Raw genomic sequence first — 18,661 nt, 5'->3', positions numbered from 1 at the left:
CGGGCTGTCTGAAGCAGCAGCCTAAAGCATTGCTTAAGGAGTACCCAGGATATTCGAAATACCTGCTGAAGGCTCCGGCGCGGCAGGCTGGCCGCATGGACGCTCAGCTCATCGCCTTCACCGGGGTCTCCGCCGGCCTGGTCGCCATGCCCGGGGCCGACTTCACCGTCGTCGTACGCAACGCCCTCGTCTCCCGCCGGGCCGGCATCGTCTGTGCGCTCGGGATCGGCGCCGGGCTGCTGGTCCATGTGACGCTGGCGGTGGTGGGGGTCGCCGCGGTCCTGGCCGCCGTACCGGCGTTGTTCCGCGCGCTCCAAGTGGTGGGCGGGATCTATGTGCTGTATCTGGGTGTCCAGACGCTGCGGCAGCGGGGCACCGAAGGGGAGAGCGCGCAGGAGGATTCCACCGCGCGACCGCTCCGGCAGGGCTTCGTCACCAACGCCCTCAATCCGAAGGCGTCCCTCACGTTCCTCAGCGTGCTGCCGCAGTTCGTGCCCGCGGGCGCTCCGGCGCTGCCCCGGACGCTGCTGCTCGCGCTGATCGTGGTGGCGATCGCGCTCGTCTGGTTCCAGGTGGTGGCCCTGCTGGTGGACCGGCTCGGCAGGTGGCTGCGCCGGCCGCGCACCGCACGGGCGGTCACGACCGTCACCGGCGCCGCGCTGACGGCCTTCGGCGTGGCACTCCTCGCCGGGCCGCTGCTGGCCGTCTGACGGCCGTTCACGGAGACGGCCTTCAGTCCGTGCCGCCGGTGCCCCGGGGGCGTTGACGGCGCGTCAGGCGGCCGTCAACGCCCCCGGGAAGGTCACTTGACCCGGCCGTACCACACGCTCCTGGTCCAGATCTTCTGCAGCCTCACGACGTCCCCGCTCTTGGGGGAGTGCCAGATCTTTCCCTTCCCGGCGTAGATGCCGACGTGGTAGACGTTCGACCCCGAGTGGAAGAACACCAGGTCTCCGGCCTTGCGGTTGCTCGCGGAGATGTGGCGGGTCTTGTTGTACTGCTGGGCCGCTGTACGGGGCAGCTTCTTGCCGGCCTTCTTGTACGAGTACAACGTGAGCCCGGAGCAGTCGAACCTGTGCGGGCCTGTGGCGCCCCACTTGTACGGGGAGCCCTGCTTGGAGGCCGCGATCTTAAGTGCTTTCGTCGCCGGCGTGGCGGCTTCGGCCTCGGGGGCGAAGCCGGGCGCCACGATCGAGCCGCCCACTGCGGCGATGGTGAGAGCCGAGGCCGTACCGGCCCGGACCATGAGCGACGGGACACGATTGAGCGCAGTCATGCGCAACCCTTCGTCAGCCGCCTGTGAAGGATGACCTGTCGGATTCGGGCTGGCGAAGTTGCCCGGCCGCGTTGCCACGGCTTCACCCCAAGGGTTGCTCGGATCGAACGAACGTCCGCTCCGGCGACCCGTCTTGCTCGGGTCCTCCACTCCTGCCGATCCACTCCTGTCGACCGGTCATCCGGGCGGCGGCAGGACTCGGCGTCCGCCCGGACCGCCCCGCCGCTGTGGCGGGGGCTTGTCGTCAGACAGGGATCTTGACGCACGGATGAACGAAAAACCCAACGGAACCGGGGATTTGTGGCGTTACTCACCACTCGTCCGTTCGGGTGGACACCCCTGTGTATGAGCGGATGTCCAGGTGATCGACGAGTCCCGGACCAGCGACGGAGCACTCCATTCCGCTTTTGGGTCATGTCTGTTGCGCAACTTGAGGGGCTCGCAAAAGGACAGGTTTCTACGCCGAAAGGGGGTACGTCTTTTGGTCCGTTTCAGGTCCCATCCGGACGCATCGTCAGTGGGTCGAGGCGTCCGGAACCGGTCTGGACGAGTCGTCAACTGTCGGAGCGCGGCGGCACCGTGACGCGAGCCGTGCGGCGTTCCCCGTCCAGCACGCGCAGCGCACGCGCCAGCGTGGGGGAGTGCAGCTCGCTCTCGCCCCGCTGGTGCATCAGGGTCAGCGCGTCCCGCAGTTCGGCCGCCTTGCCGACGAGCGCCTGGGCGGCGCGCAGTCCGCGGTAGGTATCGCCGTGCTGTGTCGGGTTGATCCGGCCGAGCAGGTCCACCACATCGAGATAACGGTCTATCAACTCCCCCTCCGCGCGCGTCAGCGCGGGCAGAGGGGGCAACTCGGGTGGAAGCACCGGACGATCACCGCCCCGTGGGTGGGGCGAGGGTGGCCTTGCGGCTGGGGATGATCCGGTCCACCAGCCCGTACTCCAGCGCCTCCTGGGCGCTGAGGATCTTGTCCCGCTCGATGTCCTCGCTCACCTGCTCGCGGCTGCGTCCGGTGTGCCGGGCGAGCATCTCCTCCAGCCGGGCCCGAATGCGCGTCAGTTCGTCGGCCTGGATGGCCAGATCGCTCGCCTGGCCCTCGACCGGCTCGGGCAGCCCCGGCTGATGGATCACCATTCGGGCCCCCGGCAGCGCGAAGCGCTTCCCCGGAGTCCCCGCGGCCAGCAGCACCGCGCCGGCCGACCCGGCCTGGCCCAGGCAGATCGTCTCCACGTCGCAGGTGACGAACTGCATCGTGTCGTAGATCGCCGTCATGGCGCTGAACGAGCCGCCGGGCGAGTTGATGTACAGCGAGACGTCCTGGCCCGGGTCCTTGTGCTCCAGATACATGAACTGGGCCATCACGTCGTTCGCCGAGATGTCGTCTATCTGCGTGCCGAGAAAGACGATCCGCTCCTCCAACAGCTTCGAGTACGGATCCTGCGTCCTGGTGCCGTAACTCGTGCGCTCGGTGAACTCGGGCAGCACATGGCGGGCGGTCGGTCGGGTCATGGCTCACGCTCCCTTGGCGGGGTGCCTGTAAAAAATGTACAGGACGTACATGACGTAATGTAGGGAGCATGGCCTACGAGATTCCGGTGACGCAAGCCAGAGCTGAGCTCGCCGAACTGATCAATCGCGTGGTGTACGGCGGTGAGCGCGTCGTCGTGACGCGGCACGGCAAGCCCCTCGTCGCCCTTGTCTCCGCCTCTGACCTCGAACGACTCGAGAAGCTCGGGGAGCCGGCGGAGCTCGCCGAGGAACAGGTGATCAGCGCGGTCTCCAGCGTCCGCGAGGTCGCTTCCGCTCCCCGCGAACGGCAGCGCTTCGGTATTGCTGCCGAACATCGAGGGTCGAGCCCTTCGTAGCCGCCCTTCTCGGGAGTCCGGCGCGGAAACGACGAGACCGCGCACCCCCGTCCGCTGCAGCGGGGGCGCACGGCCGGTTGGGTGTGGCTGGACGGCTGGTCAGCCGACGGCGGCGAGTTCCTTGTCCCTTGAGGGCTCGGTGTTCCGGGTGCGGGACTTCATGGCGCCTCCGAGCAGTAGGGCGCCCAGGCCCAGCGCAGCCCACCAGGTCAGGGTCAGAGCGGGGCCGGTCGCCGCGGCGCCGTCGAAGAACGACACCGAGCGCAGCAGGCTCGCACCCGCGCCCGGCGGCAGCCACTGACCGATCGCGCCGACCGGCTCGGGCAGCATCTGCGGGGCCGAGGAAGCCCCGGAGAACGGGTTGCCCAGGAACATCACCACGAACGACGCGATGCCGATGCCCGCGGTCCCGATCAGGGCGGCGAGTCCAGCCACGGCGGCACTCACGGCCAGCGTCGACAGAGCGAACACCCCGGCCTCCGCCCACCAGTCGCCGGTGAGGACCTCCAGCCAGCTGTGCGCGAGGGCGGCCGCGGTCACGCCGATCAGGGCGGCGGCGCCGGCCAGGGCGGTGACGGCGCGGATGCCGCGCAGCCCCAGGAGGGTCACCGCCGCGCCGGCCGCCATGCCGGCCAGGGCGAGCGGCAGGACGCTCGCGTTGAGGGCGGCGCCGCGCGGGTCGGTCTCGGGTGTGGGCACCACGTCGACCGTCTTGACCTCGGTGCCCTCGGCGGCGGCTTGCTTCGCCACCGTCTGCTGGAGCAGTTGGGCGACCGTCGGGCTCGCGGCCGAGGCCGTCAGCAGTTCGGGCCCCTGGGCCGTGACGACGATCGCTCCGTATACGGTCCGGTCCTCGATGGCGTCCCGGGCGGCGGCCTCGTCTGCGTAGCGGTGGATCTCGAACGCGCCCTCGTGCCCGTTCAGCTGCTTCTCCACCTGGGCCGTGGCGGCGGCCGGTCCCGCCACACCGAGCGGCAGGTCCCGGGGGGCGGTGCGGGCGGCGGGCCAGGCGAAGGCCCACAGGGCGAGGGCGGCGAGGACGGGGACGAGGACGACGACCGCGATCAGGCGGCGGGTGGACATGGGAACTCCCTGAGGGGTCCGAGGGCCTAAAAAGAAGGATCGTTCGTTTTAGTTACGTCGCCACGGTGCAGCGGATGCGGCTCCTTGTCAAGAAGGAATGTTCGTTTTACGTTTCGGTCATGGCCCGCGTATCCCAGGAACACCTCGACGCCCGCCGCCGGCAGATCCTCGACGGCGCCGCACTGTGCTTCGCCCGCAACGGCTTCCATGCCACGTCGATGCAGGACGTGCTGAAGGAGGTCGATCTGTCGGCGGGGGCCGTCTATCGCTACTTCAGCGGCAAGGAGGCGCTCATCGCCGCGATCGTCGGGGAAGTGCTCGGACAGGTCCGCGACGGTTTCGAGGAGGCGGCCCGCAGCAGCCCGCCCCCGCCTCCCGACCTCCTGGTGGCCTCGGTGCTCAGCCGCGTCCTCGCCTCCAAGGAGTCCTTGACCGTGAACGGGCAGCCCGCGTTCCCACGGCTGGTCATCCAGGTGTGGACGGAGACACTCCGCAATGACGAGCTCGCGGGCCTGCTGCGCGAGGGCTACGGCGCCGTGCGGGAGGCCTGGGGGCGGATCGTCGAGGCGTACCAGGACGCGGGGACGATGCGGTCGGACGTGTCCCCGGACCACGTGGCCCGCACGATGATGGCCGCCGCGATGGGCTTCCTCGCACAGCAGGCCCTGTTCGGGCCGACGCCGAGCGACATCCTGCGGGACGGTCTACGGGCGTTGATGAGCGTGCAGGATCACAGCTCGGTTAACTTGCTTGAAACTCGGTCCAACTAGCCTGCCCATCCACGCCACCAGGGACTTTGCCCCGGGGGCTGCGGCAACCGGACCCCGCACGGTCCGGAGCGAGGACTGTGAGGTGGGACGTGCAACTGACCCCGCACGAGCAAGAGAGGCTGCTCATCCACGTGGCGGCCGACGTGGCCGAGAAGCGCCGGGCCCGCGGGCTCAAGCTGAACCACCCCGAGGCGGTCGCCCTCATCACGTCGCACATCCTCGAGGGCGCCCGTGACGGCCGTACGGTCGCCGAGCTCATGGCCTCCGGGCGCAAGCTGCTCACCCGCGACGACGTCATGGAGGGAATCCCCGAGATGATCCACGACGTCCAGGTCGAGGCGACCTTCCCGGACGGCACCAAGCTCGTCACCGTTCACGACCCGATCGTCTGAGGGGGCGGCGATGATTCCCGGAGAGATCCTGTTCGCCGACGGCCCGATCACCTACAACGAAGGCCGTGAGGTCACCCGCCTGACCGTCCTCAACGCCGCCGACCGGCCCGTCCAGGTCGGCTCCCACTACCACTTCGCCGAGGCCAACCCCGGTCTGGACTTCGACCGCGCCGCAGCCCGCGGCAAGCGGCTGAACATCGCCGCCGGCACCGCCGTGCGCTTCGAGCCCGGGATCCCCGTCGACGTCGAACTCGTCCCGCTCACCGGCGCCCGTGTGGTGCCCGGACTGCGCGGGGAGACCGGAGGTGCCCTCGATGCCTGAGATCTCCCGTGCCGCGTACGCCGATCTGTTCGGCCCGACCACCGGCGACCGCATACGGCTGGCCGACACCGACCTGCTGGTCGAGATCGAGGAGGACCGTTCCGGCGGTCCCGGACTCGCCGGTGACGAGGCCGTGTTCGGCGGCGGCAAGGTCATCCGCGAATCCATGGGCCAGTCCCGTGCTACGCGCGCAGAGGGCACGCCCGACACCGTCATCACGGGCGTCGTGATCATCGACCACTGGGGCATCGTCAAGGCCGACGTGGGCATCCGCGACGGCCGGATCACCGGCATCGGCAAGGCGGGCAACCCCGACACGATGGACGGGGTGCACCCGGACCTCGTCATCGGCCCCGAGACCGAGATCATCGCCGGCAACGGGCGGATCCTCACGGCCGGCGCCATCGACGCGCACGTCCACTTCATCTGCCCCCAGATCGCCGACGAGGCGCTCGCCGCGGGCATCACCACCCTCATCGGCGGCGGCACCGGACCCGCCGAGGGCTCGAAGGCGACCACGGTCACCCCCGGCCCCTGGCATCTGGCCCGGATGCTGGAGGCGATGGAGGAGCACCCCGTCAACTTCGGCCTGCTGGGCAAGGGCAACACCGTCTCCCACGAGGCGATGCTGTCCCAGATCCGCGGCGGCGCGCTCGGCCTCAAGCTGCACGAGGACTGGGGCTCCACCCCCGCCGTCATCGACGCCTCGCTGACCGTCGCCGACCGGACCGGCATCCAGATCGCGATCCACACGGACACGCTGAACGAGGCCGGCTTCGTCGGTGACACGCTGGCCGCCATCGCCGGACGCGGCATCCACGCGTACCACACCGAGGGTGCGGGCGGCGGGCACGCGCCGGACATCATGACCGTCGTCTCCGAGCCGCACGTGCTGCCGAGCTCGACCAACCCGACCCGGCCGTTCACCGTCAACACCGCCGAGGAACACCTCGACATGCTGATGGTGTGCCACCACCTCAACCCGGCGGTGCCCGAGGACCTCGCCTTCGCCGAGTCCCGCATCCGCCCGTCGACGATCGGCGCGGAGGACATCCTCCACGACCTCGGCGCGATCTCGATCATCTCGTCCGACGCCCAGGCCATGGGCCGCGTCGGCGAGGTCGTCATGCGCACCTGGCAGACCGCCCATGTCATGAAGCGGCGGCGGGGCGCGCTGCCCGGGGACGGGAGCGCGGACAACCACCGGGTGCGGCGGTACGTCGCCAAGTACACGATCAACCCGGCGGTCGCGCAGGGTCTTTCCCACGAGGTCGGCTCCGTCGAGAGCGGCAAGCTCGCCGACCTGGTGCTGTGGGAGCCGGCCTTCTTCGGCGTCAAGCCGCACCTCGTCATCAAGGGCGGGCAGATCGCGTACGCGCAGATGGGCGACGCCAACGCGTCCATCCCGACGCCGCAGCCGATCCTGCCCCGGCCGATGTTCGGCGCGATCGGACGGGCGCCCGCCTCGAACTCGGTCAACTTCGTGGCACCGCTCGCGATCGAGGACGGACTCGCCGAGCGGCTCCAGCTCGGGAAGCGGTTCGTGGCCATCGAGTCGACGCGCGGGGTCACCAAGGCCGACATGCGGCAGAACGACGCGCGGCCCGAGGTGCGGGTCGATCCCGACAGCTTCGCCGTGCACATCGACGGGGAGCTGGTGGAGGCCACGCCTGCCGCCGAACTGCCCATGGCCCAGCGTTACTTCCTGTTCTGAGGGCTGGGTTGTCGATGTCACGGGCAGCACTTCTCGTCCTGGCCGACGGCCGCTTTCCCGCCGGGGGGCATGCGCACTCCGGCGGGGCGGAGCAGGCCGTCAAGGCGGGGCGGATCACCGGGGCCGCGAGCCTGGAGGACTTCTGCCGGGGGCGGCTGCACACGACCGGCCTTGTCGCGGCCTCGCTCGCCGCGGCTGCCGCGCTCGGGGTCGACGCGGTGGCCTTGGACGAGGCCGCCGATGCCCGCACCCCGTCGCCCGCCCTGCGGGTCGCCGCGCGCAAGCTGGGGCGGCAGTTGATGCGGGCCGCTCGGGCGACCTGGCCTTCAGCGGAGCTCGACGACCTGGCTCGGCGCTTTCCCAAAGGGGCCCATCAACCGGTGGTGCTCGGGGTGGCGGCGCGGGCGGCCGGCCTGGGAGCGGTCGATGCGGCGCACTGTGCGGCGTACGAGAGTGTGAGCGGCCCGGCGAGTGCGACGGTTCGGTTGCTGAGTCTCGATCCGTTTGAGGCTACGGCCGTGCTGGCTCGGTTGGCGCCGGAGTCGGACCGCGTTGCGGATCGGGCGGTGGAGGCGGCCCGGCGCGTGGTCGACGGCGGGATCGACGAGTTGCCCGCGGGTTCCGCTCCGCTGCTGGAGATCGGGGCGGAGGTGCATGCGGCTTGGGCTGTACGGCTGTTCGCGTCGTAGGGGCTCCTTCGCCCCCGCCGCCCCTACCCAATCCCATCCCCAGGGGCGCTGCCCCTTCGACCCCGCCGCTGGGGCTGCCGCCCCAGACCCCGCTTCGGCCCTGAAGGGGCCTTGTCCTCAAACGCCGGACGGGCTGATTTCACCGCCCTACGCCCAGAAGGAGCCGCCCCGTGCACCTCGACCACTCTCACGACGGCCCCTCCGCCGTCAGCGCTGACGCTCACCGTCCCGACGGATCGCGCCGTGCCCTGCGCATCGGGCTCGGGGGGCCGGTCGGGTCCGGTAAGACCGCGACCGTCGCCGCGCTCTGCCGTGCCCTGCGTGACGAGCTCTCCCTCGCCGTCGTCACCAACGACATCTACACGCGTGAGGACGCCGAGTTCCTGCTGCGCGAAGCCGTATTGCCGCCCGAGCGGATCACTGCCGTGGAGACCGGGGCCTGTCCGCACACCGCGATCCGGGACGACATCTCCGCGAACCTCGAAGCCGTCGAGGATCTGGAGGACGAGGTCGGCCCCCTCGACCTCATCCTCGTCGAGTCCGGCGGGGACAACCTCACCGCGACCTTCTCCAAGGGGCTCGTCGATGCGCAGATCTTCGTGATCGACGTCGCCGGTGGGGACGACATTCCGCGCAAGGGCGGGCCAGGGGTGACCACCGCCGACCTGCTCGTGGTCAACAAGACCGACCTCGCGCCGTACGTCGGCTCCGACCTGGCGCGGATGGCGGCCGACGCCAAGGCACAGCGGGCCGAGCTGCCGGTCGTCTTCCAGTCGCTCCGCAGCGAGCCCGGCGTGCGCGACGTCGCCGACTGGGTGCGGGCGCAGCTCGCGGCGTGGACGGCGTGACCGTGGCAGCTGGAGTACGGGCTCTCGCGCGGATCGTCGCCCGGGACGACGGCCGGGGCGGCACCTCGCTGCCCGTGCTCGAGGGCGACGGACCGCTGGCGCTCCGGCGGACCCGGGGGAGCGGCGCCGAGGCGCGGGTCGTGCTCGTCGGCGCGATGAGCGGGCCCCTCGGCGGCGACCACTTCACCGTGGAGGCCGACGTGGAGGCCGGCGCCCGGCTGCGCGTCGGGTCGGCGGCCGCCACCATCGCGCTGCCGGGACAGAGCAAGAGCGAGGCCCGCTACGACGTACGGCTCACCGTCGCCGACGGGGGTGAACTGCACTGGCTGCCCGAGCAGTTGATCTCCGCCCGGGGCAGCGATCTCTACGTCACCACTCGCGTCGACGTCGGCGCGGCGGGGCGGCTCGTGCTGCGCGAGGAGCAGGTGCTCGGGCGGGTGGGAGAGGAGCCGGGGCGGCTCAGCAGCCGCATCCGGGTGGGTGTCGCGGGTCGGGTTGTTCTCGATCAGGAGCTCGCCTGTGGGCCCGGTGCGCCGGGTGGCTGGGACGGACCGGCCGGGCTCGGCGGGCATCGGGCCGTCGGGCAACTCGTCGTCGTACGGCCCGAGTTCGCCGAGGCACCGGTGGCGGCTCGGGTGCTGGGGGAGAACGCCGCCGTCGTGCCCCTCGCCGGCCCCGCCGCACTGGTGAGTGCCGTGGCGGCGGACGCGCTGCGGCTGCGCAGACAGCTCGACGAGGCGCTCGCGGCGCTCGAGTCCCTCGACTGAGCGCCGCCGGGAGCCGCCGGTCTCTCGGGCAGTTCTTCCGGGTCGGCTACCGCCCCGTCAACTGATGGGCATCCGAGGGAACTTGCGCTCCTTCTCCACCTTGGCGGCGGCCTCCTCGGCCTTGGCGACGGCCGCGTACTGGTCGACGTACTCCTGCTCGGAGAGCGAGAGGATCGCGTACATGATCTCGTCGGTCACCGCGCGCAGGATCGCCTTCTCGTTCTCCATGCCGGCGTAGCGGGAGAAGTCGAGGGGCTTGCCGAAGCGGATGGTCACCGGGTGGAGGTTCGGGATGACCTTGCCGGGCGGCTGCGCCTCGAACGTGCCGATCATCGCGCAGGGAATGACCGGGACGCCGGCCTTGAGCGCCATCACCGCGACGCCGACCTTGCCCTTGTAGAGCCGGCCGTCGTGCGAGCGGGTGCCCTCCGGGTAGATGCCGAGGAGCTCGTCCTTGCTCAGGACCCCGAGTCCCTCGCGGATCGCGGCCTGGCCCGCCTCCTTGCCGGTGCGGTCGACCGGGATCTGCCCGGCGCTGCGGAAGAAGGCAGCGGTCAGGCGCCCCTTGAGGCCCGGGCCCGTGAAGTACTCCTTCTTCGCGAGGAAGGTGATGCGCCGCTTGAGCATGGCCGGCATCAGGAAGTGGTCCGAGAACGACAGGTGATTGCCGGCGACGATGGCCGCGCCTGTGGCCGGCACGTGCTCGAGGCCCTCTATTCGGGGGCGGAAGACCAGTCTCAGCAGAGGTCCCAACAACACGTATTTAAGTACGTAGTAAAACAAAGGGGTCGCTCCTCACTCCGGCGGGTCACTTCCAACCGCCGCGTTCTGGCAGGTCAACCGGCGTGCCGTGGGGCTGCCAGTGTAGGCGCAGGGGTGACAGGCCGGAACCGGGTCGGGTCGGACGGATACCGACCAATACCGAATGTCCTGACTGGAAGTCAGGAACCTGGCGGGCGGCGTCGCTTGCGGGTGGGGAGGACCGCCGGACCAGCCTGGTGTCCCCGGCAGGTGTGCGGCAACCCGGCGGCGCGGTTTGGCGTGATCACGGTTACCGGGTGGCAAGTCGCCCGCCCTTGCGGGGAGCCGTCTCCTCTGCTCGTTCATCACAGCCGCACGATGATCAGTGCCGTGTCGTCGGTGGCGCCTCCCGGCGGCAACAGCTCCAGCAGGACGGCGTCGGCGAGGGCCTCGGGGTCGGCCGTACGGTGGCGTACGAGGGCGTCGGCGAGGCGGGTGAGTCCCGTGTCGATGTCCTCGTGGCGGCGTTCGATCAGGCCGTCGGTGTACAGCGCGAGCGTGGCGCCGTCGGTGAACGTGGTGACGGCCTGCGGTCTCTGGATCGGGTCGGGGCGCGCGTCCAGGGGGGTGTCGGTGGCCATGTCGAGGAACTCCACGCGGCCGTCGGCGTGGATCAGCACGGGCGGCGGATGGCCCGCGCTGCTGTAGGTGATGGTGCGGGCGTCGAAGTCGATGAACGTCGTGGCCGCGGTGGCCGATTCGGCGCCGTCGACGACATGGGCGTACCGGCCCAGCACGTCGAGTGCCTGGGCCGGGCCGTCGGCGACCCGGGAGGTGGCGCTGAGCGCGCTGCGCAGCTGGCCCATCACGCCGGCCGCTTCGAGGCCGTGGCCGACCACGTCGCCCACGGAGACGCCGATACGGTTGCCGCCCACCAGATCGACCACGTCGTACCAGTCGCCGCACACGTTCAGCGCGCCGACCGCAGGCCGGTAGCGCACGGCAGCCCGATGGTTGCTCACCTGCCGGCCGGCGGGCAGCATCGCCTCCTGCAGGGCGAGGGCCACCTCGCGCTCGCGGGCATGAGCCTGGCGAAGCCGTTCGTTGAGCTCCTGCAGCTCACGGGCGCGCGTGTACAGCTCGGCCTCCAGGACCCGCGCCCGGCTGTCGCCCCCCTGCCTGCCGCGCAGGCGGATGAGCTCGGTGACCTCCTCCACCCGGTGCACGATGAGCGCCACCTGTCCGTCGGGGCCGAAGACGGGCGCGTTGACCGGGCTCCAGTAGCGCTCCACCCACTCGCCGGGGCGGGAGGGATCCTCGACGTCGTAGCGCTGCAGTGCCATGGTGTCGCGCTCACCGGTGGCCACGACGCGCAGCATCGACGCCTGGACGTCGCGCATGCCGGTGGCGGCGGGGTCCTTGGGCTTCTCGGGGAAGACATCGAAGATGTACCGGCCCACCAGTTGTGCGCGGGTACGCCCGGAAAGGCGCTGGAAGTCCTCGTTGGCGTCGGCGTAGACCAGCTCCGGGGTCAGCAGCGCCACCATTCCGGGCAGGCCGTGGAACACCGCCTCGTAGTCGATCGCCTTCTCGTTCATGGCTCCCGCCTCACCACCGGGATCGGACCAGTTTCGCACGCTGTGTGACTTATGTACCGATGTACTACACCTCCAGGAACACGGCAGGTCAGGGCGATGGATCCGTCAGGGACTGCTCGGCCCAGATGATCTTCCCCTCGGGGACGAAGCGGGTGCCCCACCGCTGGGTGAACTGGGAGACCAGCAGCAGCCCGCGCCCGCCCTCGTCGGTGGTGCGCGGATGGCGCAGGTGCGGGGCGGTGGCGCCGCCGTCGAAGACCTCGCAGATCAACGCGCGCTCCCTGATCAGGCGCAGCCGGATCGGTCCGGTGGCGTACCGGATCGCGTTGGTGACCAGCTCGCTGACGACCAGTTCCGTCGTGAACGCGAAGTCCTCCAGGCCCCACTCCGACAGTTGCCGGGCGGCCGTCTTGCGTGCGTCGGCGACGGCGGCCGGGTCGGCCGGCAGGTCCCAGTCGGCGACCTGCTCGGCGCCGAGGAGGCGGGTGCGGGCCATCAGCAGGGCCACGTCGTCGTGCGGGCGGTCCGGGACCAGCGCGTCGACCACGGTCCGGCAGCGCAGGTCCAGCGAGCCGGCGCGCCGCTCCAGGGCCGCCCGCAGCCGGTCCCGGTCGGCGTCGATGGCCCAGTCGTCCCCGTGCGCCAGCAGTCCGTCGGTGTGCAGGGCGAGCGTGCTGTCCGCCGGCAGGGCCAGCTCGACCGACTCGAACGGGGGGCCTCCCACCCCGAGCGGCGCTCCCTGCGGAAGGTCGACGAAGGTGACGCCGCCGTCGGGCCGCACGACCGCAGGCGCCGGATGCCCGGCGGCCGCCATGGTGCACTGCCCGTCGACCGGGTCGTAGATGACATACACGCACCCGGACCCCACGGACTGGGTGATCGCGGCCTCCTCCACGCCCATCTGGACGGCCTCCTCGCGGGCCGACCGCGCGACCAGGTCGTCGAGATGGGCCAGCACCTCCTCGGGCGGCAGATCCAGCAGGGCGAGGGTCCGTACGGCGGTCCGCAGCCGCCCCATCGCCGCGGCGGCGTCGATGCCGTGCCCGGGCACCTCGCCCACCACCAGGGCGACGCGGGCGCCGGACAGCGGAATGACGTCGTACCAGTCACCGCCGAGGCCGGTCAGCTCGTCGGCCGGCCGGTAGCAGGCGGACACCTCCACCGCGTCCTGCTCGGGCAGCTGGTGCGGCAGCAGGCTGCGCTGCAGGACCAGCGCCGCGTCACGCTCGCGGGTGTAGCGCCGGGCGTTGTCCACACAGACGGCCGCCCGGGAGACGAGGTCCTCGGCCAGGTTCAGGTCGTCCTCCTCGAACGGCTCCTGGCGGTGGCGCCGGAAGAAGGTCGTGACGCCCAGGGTGACGCCCCGCGCACGGATCGGCACGATCATCACGCTGTGCAGGCCCAGTTCGAGGAAGATGGCGGCTCGCCCGCCGCGCGCGTGCTGGGTCCATGCCTCCCCGAGCGGGTCCAGTCGCTCCGCACGCCAGGACCTGGCCGTCATCAGGCAGCGGATCGGAGGCGAGCCCGCCGGATAGGTGACCACCTCGCCGATGCCGACGACGGCCTCCGGCACCCGCTCGGTGGCCGAACGGTGCCCCGTGCGCCGCAGCGGCACCGTACCCGTGTCGCTCAGCGGCCCGGCCGTGGGCTCCCCACCCCCCAGCACCGATTCCAGCAGGTCCACGGTGACCAGGTCGGCGAGTCCCGGTACGGCCACGTCGGCCAGCTCCTGGGCGGTGCGGGTGATGTCCAGGGAGCGGCCGATGTGCTCGCCGGCCCGGTCGAGCAGGGCCAGGCGCTGCCGGGTGCGGTGCCGGTCGGTGATGTCCTCGACCGTGTAGTACACGCCCATGGGGTGGCCGTGGCCGTCGTCGAGCCGGGTGAACGACATCATGTGCGCGGTCTCGCGCAGCGGTGCGGAGCGGGCGTGGCCCACGTGCTCGTAGCCGACGATCGGTTCGCCGGTGGTCAGCACGCGGCGCATCTGGGCCTCGATGGACTCGGAGTCCAGGCCGGGCTGGATGTCCGCGAGCCGCAGACCGAGCCGACGGGTCGGCGGGCCGCCGCCGTACTGTGCGAGGGCGCTGTTCGACCAGACGTACCGCAGGTCCGTGTCGACGATGGCTATGCCGACGGGGGAGCGGGAGACCATCTGCTCCAGTACGGCCCGGCTCATGTCCCAGCCGGGCGCCTCGTCGAGCTCCGACAGGAGTGCGAGCCAGCGCGAGGGGCCCTGCGTGTCCAGGGCCGCGGTGATCCGCACCATGAGCCTGACCCGCGGCCCGTCCCTGCGCAGGCCCGTCAGCAGCCCCACCCAGCCGCCGTCCGCGCGGCACCGCTCGATCAGCTCCGGCACCCGCCCCGCGTCCTCGGCGCTCAGCAGCTCGGCGACGCTCCGGCCCACCGCCTCGGAGGCCGCGTACGCCAGCAGCCGCTGCGCGTCCCTCGTCCACCCCGTCACCCGGCCCTGCGCGTCGAGCAGCACAGGCACGGCGTCCGCCACGTCGAACCCCTGCCGGGCAACGCCCCGCTCCTCGTCTGCGCCCACGGCCGACCTCTCTGTCGCTGAGAGCGGTCTACCACCTCTTGTCCCCATCTTCACCCTTCCGGTCAAGGCCGCCTCTTTGCGGGGGCCGGGCGTGTGCGGGGAGGAGGGGGACCGGGGGAATGGCGGGGGCGAGGAAATGGGGGGGCGGGGCGGTCTGTGGGGGGATGGCGGAGTTGAGGAAGGGCGGCGGTGTGCGGGTGGATGTGGGTGGCGGGAGCGGGTCCGGTGGGCGTGGTGGGGTGCCGGGGGGCACATCGCGGGGGAGCCGACGGGGTGAAGGCGGGAAACGGCTGCGGACGTGAGGGGCGGCGGGGGCCGCGCACGGGTGAGGGCCGGCGGGGTGGAGGCCGCGGACCGGTGGCCGACGATGAAGGGCTCGGGGCGCGGACGCGACGGCAGGCCGACAAAGGCACGATGCGAAGCGCCTGTCCTCCTCTCCCTCCTCCCTCCCCGCAAAACAGCCCGGCCCCCATGTCCAGGGCCGGGCTGCCGTGCCAAGCTGTCGTACCGGGACGTCTACGCCAGTACCTTCTCCAGCGCCCCCAGTGCCCCCGTCAGCTCGTCCGGCGTGATCGTCAGTGGGGGTGCCAGGCGGATCGTGGAGCCGTGGGTGTCCTTGACCAGGACGCCCTCGCGCAGGAGCCGCTCGCCGATCTCGCGGCCCGTGCCGGCCGTCGGGTCGATGTCGACGCCCGCCCACAGGCCCCGCGCGCGGAAGCCGACGACGCCCTTGCCGAGCAGGGCCGCGAGGCCGCCCCGCAGGACCACGCCCAGCTCGGCGGCCCGGCGCTGGAACTCGCCGGTCTCCAGGAGCTCGACCACAGCCGTACCGACCGCGGCGGCCAAGGGGTTGCCGCCGAACGTCGAACCGTGCTCGCCCGGGCGCAGCACGCCGAGTACGTCACGGCGGGCCACCACCGCCGACACCGGCACGATGCCGCCCCCCAGCGCCTTGCCCAGCAGGAGCACGTCCGGGACGACCGCCTCGTGCTCGACGGCGAGCGTACGGCCCGTGCGGCCCAGGCCCGACTGGATCTCGTCCGCGATGAACAGGCAGCCCTTGCGGCGGGTCAGTTCGCGCACCCCCGTGAGGTAGCCGTCGTCGGGAATGAGGACGCCCGCCTCGCCCTGGATCGGCTCCAGCAGCACCGCCGCCGTCGTCTCGTCGACCGCCGCCTCCAGCGCCGCCAGGTCGTTGTACGGCACGATCCGGAAGCCCGGCGTGAAGGGGCCGAAGCCCTGCCGCGCCGTCTCGTCCGTGGAGAACGACACGATCGTCGTCGTACGGCCGTGGAAGTTCTCCGCGGCGACCACGATCGTCGCCTGGTCCGCCGGCACGCCCTTCACCTCGTACGCCCACTTGCGGGCCACCTTGATGCCGGACTCGACCGCCTCGGCGCCCGTGTTCATGGGCAGCACCATGTCCAGGCCGGTCAACCGGGCGAGCCGCTCCGCGAATTCGGCCAGCTTGTCGTTGTGGAAGGCGCGGGAGGTGAGGGTCAGCCGGTCCAGCTGGCGGTGCGCCGCCTCGATCAGCGCCGGGTTGCGGTGGCCGAAGTTCAGGGCCGAGTAACCGGCCAGCATGTCGAGGTAGCGGCGGCCCTCCACGTCCTCCACCCACGTGCCCTCGGCGCGCGCGACGACCACGGGCAGCGGGTGGTAGTTGTGCGCGAGGACCGGCTCCTCGGCGCGGATCAGGTCGGCGGAAGAGCGGGTGGTCACGGGAGCGGTCATCAGCGGATCTCCTGGGTGCAGCACTTGATGCCGCCGCCGGCCTTGCGGAACTCCGACAGGTCGACGGGGACGGGGACATAGCCGCGGTCGGTGAGGGCGCCGGCGAGGGCCTCGGCCTGGGGCGCGATGAAGACGTTGCGGCCGTCGGACACGGAGTTCAGACCGAACGCCATCGCGTCCTCGCGGGTGGCGAGCACCGCCTGCGGGTACAGCCGTGCGAGCACCTCACGGCTGCCCGGCGAGAAGGCCTCCGGGTAGTACGCGATGTTGTCGTCGTCGAGCACGAACAGCGCCGTGTCGAGGTGGTAGAAGCGCGGGTCGACGAGCGTCAGGCTGATCACCGGGTGGCCGAAGAACTCCTGCACCTCGCGATGGGCCTCACGGGTCGTCCGGAATCCGGTGCCGGCCAGCACGTACCGGCCCGTCCAGACCAGGTCGCCCTCGCCCTCGCAGACGGACTCGGGCCGGTACACGTCGTAGCCGGCCGCCTTGAACCAGGTGTCGTAGTGCGTGGACTCGGGGCGCCGCTCGGGCGCGTGGAAGAGGGAGCCGAAGACGCGGCCGTCCACGACGACCGCCGAGTTCGCGGCGAAGACCATGTCGGGCAGGCCGGGGGCGGGCTCCACCGTGTCGACGGCGTGGCCATGGGCGCGGTAGGCGCTGATCAGCGCCTGCCACTGAGCCTGGGCGAGATCGACGTCGACGTGGGCGTCGGGCTGCATCCAGGGGTTGATCGCGTACTGCACGGCGAAGTGTCTGGGTTCGCAGACGAGATACCGCCGCCGGCGCGGCACACGGGAGTCGGGCACCGAGGGGTTCCTCCGCTTCCTGGGAGTGTCGACTGAGGGTTGACACCAAGGTAGGAAGTGCCGGATACGAGCGACAAGGAAGAAATATTGCGTGTCGGCGCAGGAATGCTGCGTAGTTTCTTCGGAAGACGCAGGCCTGCTGCGCACCCCGAGTGTTTAACGGGATGTCTGCTCGGGCGCCGGCTGGCTCGCTCCCGCCTCGGGGCTCTCCGGGAGCAGATGGGACAGCACCATCACGCTGATCGTCTTCCGGATGAACGGCTCGACCCGGATCCGCTCCAGCACCTCCTCGAAGTGCTCCACGTCCCGCGCCCGCACATGCAGCAACGCGTCCGCGCCGCCCGTCACCGTCATCGCCGCGGTGATCTCCGGATGGTTGCGGACCACCTCCGCGAGGCGCCGCGGCGGGGCCGCGCCCTCGCAGTACACCTCGACGTACGCCTCCGTACGCCAGCCCAGCGCCGACGGCTGGACCGTGGCCGTGAACCCGGTGATCACGCCCGTGTCGCGCAGCCGGTCCACCCGCCGCTTCACCGCCGTGGCGGACAGCCCGACGCTCGTGCCGATCTCGGCGAAGCTCGTCCTGGCGTTCGCCATGAGAGCGGTGATGATCTTCCGGTCGAGTTCGTCGAAGGACGCCGCGCCGCTGTTCATGAGGGCACTGTAAGCGGCGCGACACCCAGCGCGAACGTCCAGCCGGAGCACATGTCCAAGCGTGCGAATTACTCCTACACTCCGGATTCATGCTGCGCGCCCTCGCCGTCGACGACGAACGCCCCTCGCTGGAGGAACTGCTCTACCTCCTGAACGCCGACCCCCGCATCGGCAGCGCGGAGGGCGCGGGCGACGCGACCGAGGCGCTGCGCCGGATCAACCGCGCCCTGGAGTCGGGGCCGGGCGGGCCCGAGGCGATCGACGTCGTCTTCCTCGACATCAACATGCCCGGCCTGGACGGACTGGACCTGGCCCGGCTGCTGACCGGGTTCGCCAAGCCGCCGCTGGTCGTGTTCGTCACCGCCCACGAGGACTTCGCCGTCCAGGCCTTCGACCTCAAGGCCGTCGACTACGTCCTCAAGCCCGTCCGCAAGGAGCGCCTGGCGGAGGCGGTCCGTCGCGCCGTCGAACTGCGTGCCGCCGAGCTCCGCGACACCGCCCCCCGCATACCCGTGAGCGAGCCCGACCCCGACCACATACCCGTCGAGCTCGGCGGCGTGACCCGCTTCGTCTCCGTCGACGACATCACCCACGTCGAGGCCCAGGGCGACTACGCCCGCCTGCACACCGACAAAGGCAGCCACCTCGTCCGCATCCCCCTGTCGACCCTGGAGGAGCGCTGGCGCTCCCGCGGCTTCGTCCGCATCCACCGCCGCCATCTCGTCGCCCTGCGCCACATCGGCGAACTCCGCCTGGACGCGGGCACCGTCAGCGTCATGGTCGGCTCCGAGGAACTCCAGGTCAGCCGACGTCACACGCGCGAGCTGCGGGACCTGCTCATGAGGAGGTCGTGA

20 protein-coding genes and 1 riboswitch are annotated in these 18,661 nt (G+C 71.2%); of the genes, 10 read left to right on the top strand and 10 right to left on the bottom strand.

Translation table 11 applies throughout. The features are described 5' to 3' along the window. Positions 1-95 precede the first annotated feature (95 nt). Positions 96-710 carry a LysE family translocator gene (locus tag EHO50_RS14450; protein ID WP_128430473.1) on the top strand — a complete coding sequence of 205 codons (615 nt, stop codon included), beginning with the start codon at positions 96-98 and terminating at the stop codon, positions 708-710. Between the two features lie 92 nt (positions 711-802). Here the strand turns inward: EHO50_RS14450 and EHO50_RS14445 are convergent, their stop codons facing one another. From EHO50_RS14445 to EHO50_RS14435, 3 genes are all read right to left on the bottom strand, one after another. Beyond that, positions 803-1,276, bottom strand: a complete 474-nt coding sequence (locus EHO50_RS14445; RefSeq protein ID WP_128430472.1) for a C40 family peptidase — start codon at positions 1,274-1,276, stop codon at positions 803-805. Between the two features lie 3 nt (positions 1,277-1,279). Then, positions 1,280-1,412, bottom strand: a riboswitch (cyclic di-AMP (ydaO/yuaA leader). A 418-nt stretch (positions 1,413-1,830) separates the two neighbouring features. Next, positions 1,831-2,139 carry a hypothetical protein gene (locus tag EHO50_RS14440; protein ID WP_128430471.1) on the bottom strand — a complete coding sequence of 103 codons (309 nt, stop codon included), beginning with the start codon at positions 2,137-2,139 and terminating at the stop codon, positions 1,831-1,833. Positions 2,140-2,146: 7 nt separating this feature from the next. Next, the gene (locus EHO50_RS14435; protein WP_128430470.1) at positions 2,147-2,782 is read right to left on the bottom strand and encodes an ATP-dependent Clp protease proteolytic subunit; all 636 of its coding nucleotides are present in this window, start codon (positions 2,780-2,782) and stop codon (positions 2,147-2,149) included. A gap of 68 nt (positions 2,783-2,850) precedes the next feature. Here EHO50_RS14435 and EHO50_RS14430 point away from each other — a divergent pair, with 68 nt between their 5' ends. Continuing rightward, positions 2,851-3,138, top strand: a complete 288-nt coding sequence (locus EHO50_RS14430; protein ID WP_128430469.1) for a type II toxin-antitoxin system Phd/YefM family antitoxin — start codon at positions 2,851-2,853, stop codon at positions 3,136-3,138. 99 nt (positions 3,139-3,237) lie between these two features. On the opposite strand, the gene EHO50_RS14425 is transcribed toward EHO50_RS14430, so the two are convergent. Then, complete coding sequence (locus tag EHO50_RS14425) at positions 3,238-4,221, bottom strand: ABC transporter permease (protein WP_128430468.1); 984 nt, start codon at positions 4,219-4,221, stop codon at positions 3,238-3,240. A gap of 119 nt (positions 4,222-4,340) precedes the next feature. Between EHO50_RS14425 and EHO50_RS14420 the strand changes: the two genes are divergently transcribed. From EHO50_RS14420 to EHO50_RS14390, 7 genes are all read left to right on the top strand, one after another. Continuing rightward, positions 4,341-4,991 carry a TetR/AcrR family transcriptional regulator gene (locus EHO50_RS14420; RefSeq protein ID WP_128430467.1) on the top strand — a complete coding sequence of 217 codons (651 nt, stop codon included), beginning with the start codon at positions 4,341-4,343 and terminating at the stop codon, positions 4,989-4,991. 89 nt (positions 4,992-5,080) lie between these two features. Then, entirely contained in the window at positions 5,081-5,383 is a 303-nt protein-coding gene (locus EHO50_RS14415; protein WP_010355509.1) for an urease subunit gamma, read from the top strand. A 10-nt stretch (positions 5,384-5,393) separates the two neighbouring features. Continuing rightward, positions 5,394-5,705, top strand: a complete 312-nt coding sequence (locus EHO50_RS14410) for an urease subunit beta (RefSeq protein ID WP_128430466.1) — start codon at positions 5,394-5,396, stop codon at positions 5,703-5,705. After that, positions 5,698-7,419 carry an urease subunit alpha gene (locus tag EHO50_RS14405; protein ID WP_128430465.1) on the top strand — a complete coding sequence of 574 codons (1,722 nt, stop codon included), beginning with the start codon at positions 5,698-5,700 and terminating at the stop codon, positions 7,417-7,419. Before EHO50_RS14410 ends, EHO50_RS14405 begins: the two co-directional genes overlap by 8 nt. Before the next feature lie 14 nt (positions 7,420-7,433). Next, on the top strand, positions 7,434-8,108 hold the full coding sequence (locus tag EHO50_RS14400) for an urease accessory protein UreF (RefSeq protein WP_128430464.1): 675 nt from the start codon (positions 7,434-7,436) through the stop codon (positions 8,106-8,108). A gap of 170 nt (positions 8,109-8,278) precedes the next feature. After that, positions 8,279-8,956 carry an urease accessory protein UreG gene (gene ureG / locus EHO50_RS14395; protein WP_128430463.1) on the top strand — a complete coding sequence of 226 codons (678 nt, stop codon included), beginning with the start codon at positions 8,279-8,281 and terminating at the stop codon, positions 8,954-8,956. Next, complete coding sequence (locus EHO50_RS14390; RefSeq protein ID WP_128430462.1) at positions 8,944-9,723, top strand: urease accessory protein UreD; 780 nt, start codon at positions 8,944-8,946, stop codon at positions 9,721-9,723. The genes ureG and EHO50_RS14390 overlap by 13 nt, the downstream gene beginning before the upstream one ends. 57 nt (positions 9,724-9,780) lie before the next feature. Here EHO50_RS14390 and EHO50_RS14385 read toward each other — a convergent pair whose 3' ends face one another. From EHO50_RS14385 to EHO50_RS14360, 6 genes are all read right to left on the bottom strand, one after another. After that, positions 9,781-10,506 (bottom strand): lysophospholipid acyltransferase family protein, encoded by a 726-nt coding sequence (locus EHO50_RS14385; RefSeq protein WP_128430461.1) that lies wholly within the window; start codon positions 10,504-10,506, stop codon positions 9,781-9,783. 323 nt (positions 10,507-10,829) lie between these two features. Further along, on the bottom strand, positions 10,830-12,062 hold the full coding sequence (locus EHO50_RS14380; RefSeq protein ID WP_128430460.1) for a PP2C family protein-serine/threonine phosphatase: 1,233 nt from the start codon (positions 12,060-12,062) through the stop codon (positions 10,830-10,832). Positions 12,063-12,150: 88 nt separating this feature from the next. Then, positions 12,151-14,610 carry a SpoIIE family protein phosphatase gene (locus EHO50_RS14375; protein ID WP_128430459.1) on the bottom strand — a complete coding sequence of 820 codons (2,460 nt, stop codon included), beginning with the start codon at positions 14,608-14,610 and terminating at the stop codon, positions 12,151-12,153. 516 nt (positions 14,611-15,126) lie between these two features. Further along, positions 15,127-16,344 carry an ornithine--oxo-acid transaminase gene (gene rocD / locus EHO50_RS14370; RefSeq protein WP_128430458.1) on the bottom strand — a complete coding sequence of 406 codons (1,218 nt, stop codon included), beginning with the start codon at positions 16,342-16,344 and terminating at the stop codon, positions 15,127-15,129. Beyond that, a complete protein-coding gene (ddaH, locus tag EHO50_RS14365; protein WP_128430457.1) occupies positions 16,344-17,153 on the bottom strand; it encodes a dimethylargininase in 810 nt (269 codons plus the stop codon). The genes rocD and ddaH overlap by 1 nt, the downstream gene beginning before the upstream one ends. A 156-nt stretch (positions 17,154-17,309) precedes the next feature. Continuing rightward, on the bottom strand, positions 17,310-17,807 hold the full coding sequence (locus EHO50_RS14360) for an Lrp/AsnC family transcriptional regulator (protein ID WP_128430456.1): 498 nt from the start codon (positions 17,805-17,807) through the stop codon (positions 17,310-17,312). An 89-nt stretch (positions 17,808-17,896) separates the two neighbouring features. On the opposite strand from EHO50_RS14360, the gene EHO50_RS14355 reads away from it, so the two are divergent. Beyond that, positions 17,897-18,661, top strand: coding sequence for a LytR/AlgR family response regulator transcription factor (locus EHO50_RS14355; protein ID WP_128430455.1), 765 nt, complete (start codon positions 17,897-17,899; stop codon positions 18,659-18,661).

The organism is Streptomyces cyaneus (assembly GCF_004028635.1).
In the GTDB taxonomy this organism is placed as follows: Bacteria; Actinomycetota; Actinomycetes; order Streptomycetales; family Streptomycetaceae; genus Streptomyces; species Streptomyces cyaneus.
The sequence above is the reverse complement of the archived record's forward strand: the minus strand, read 5'-3'. Positions and strand labels throughout refer to the sequence as shown.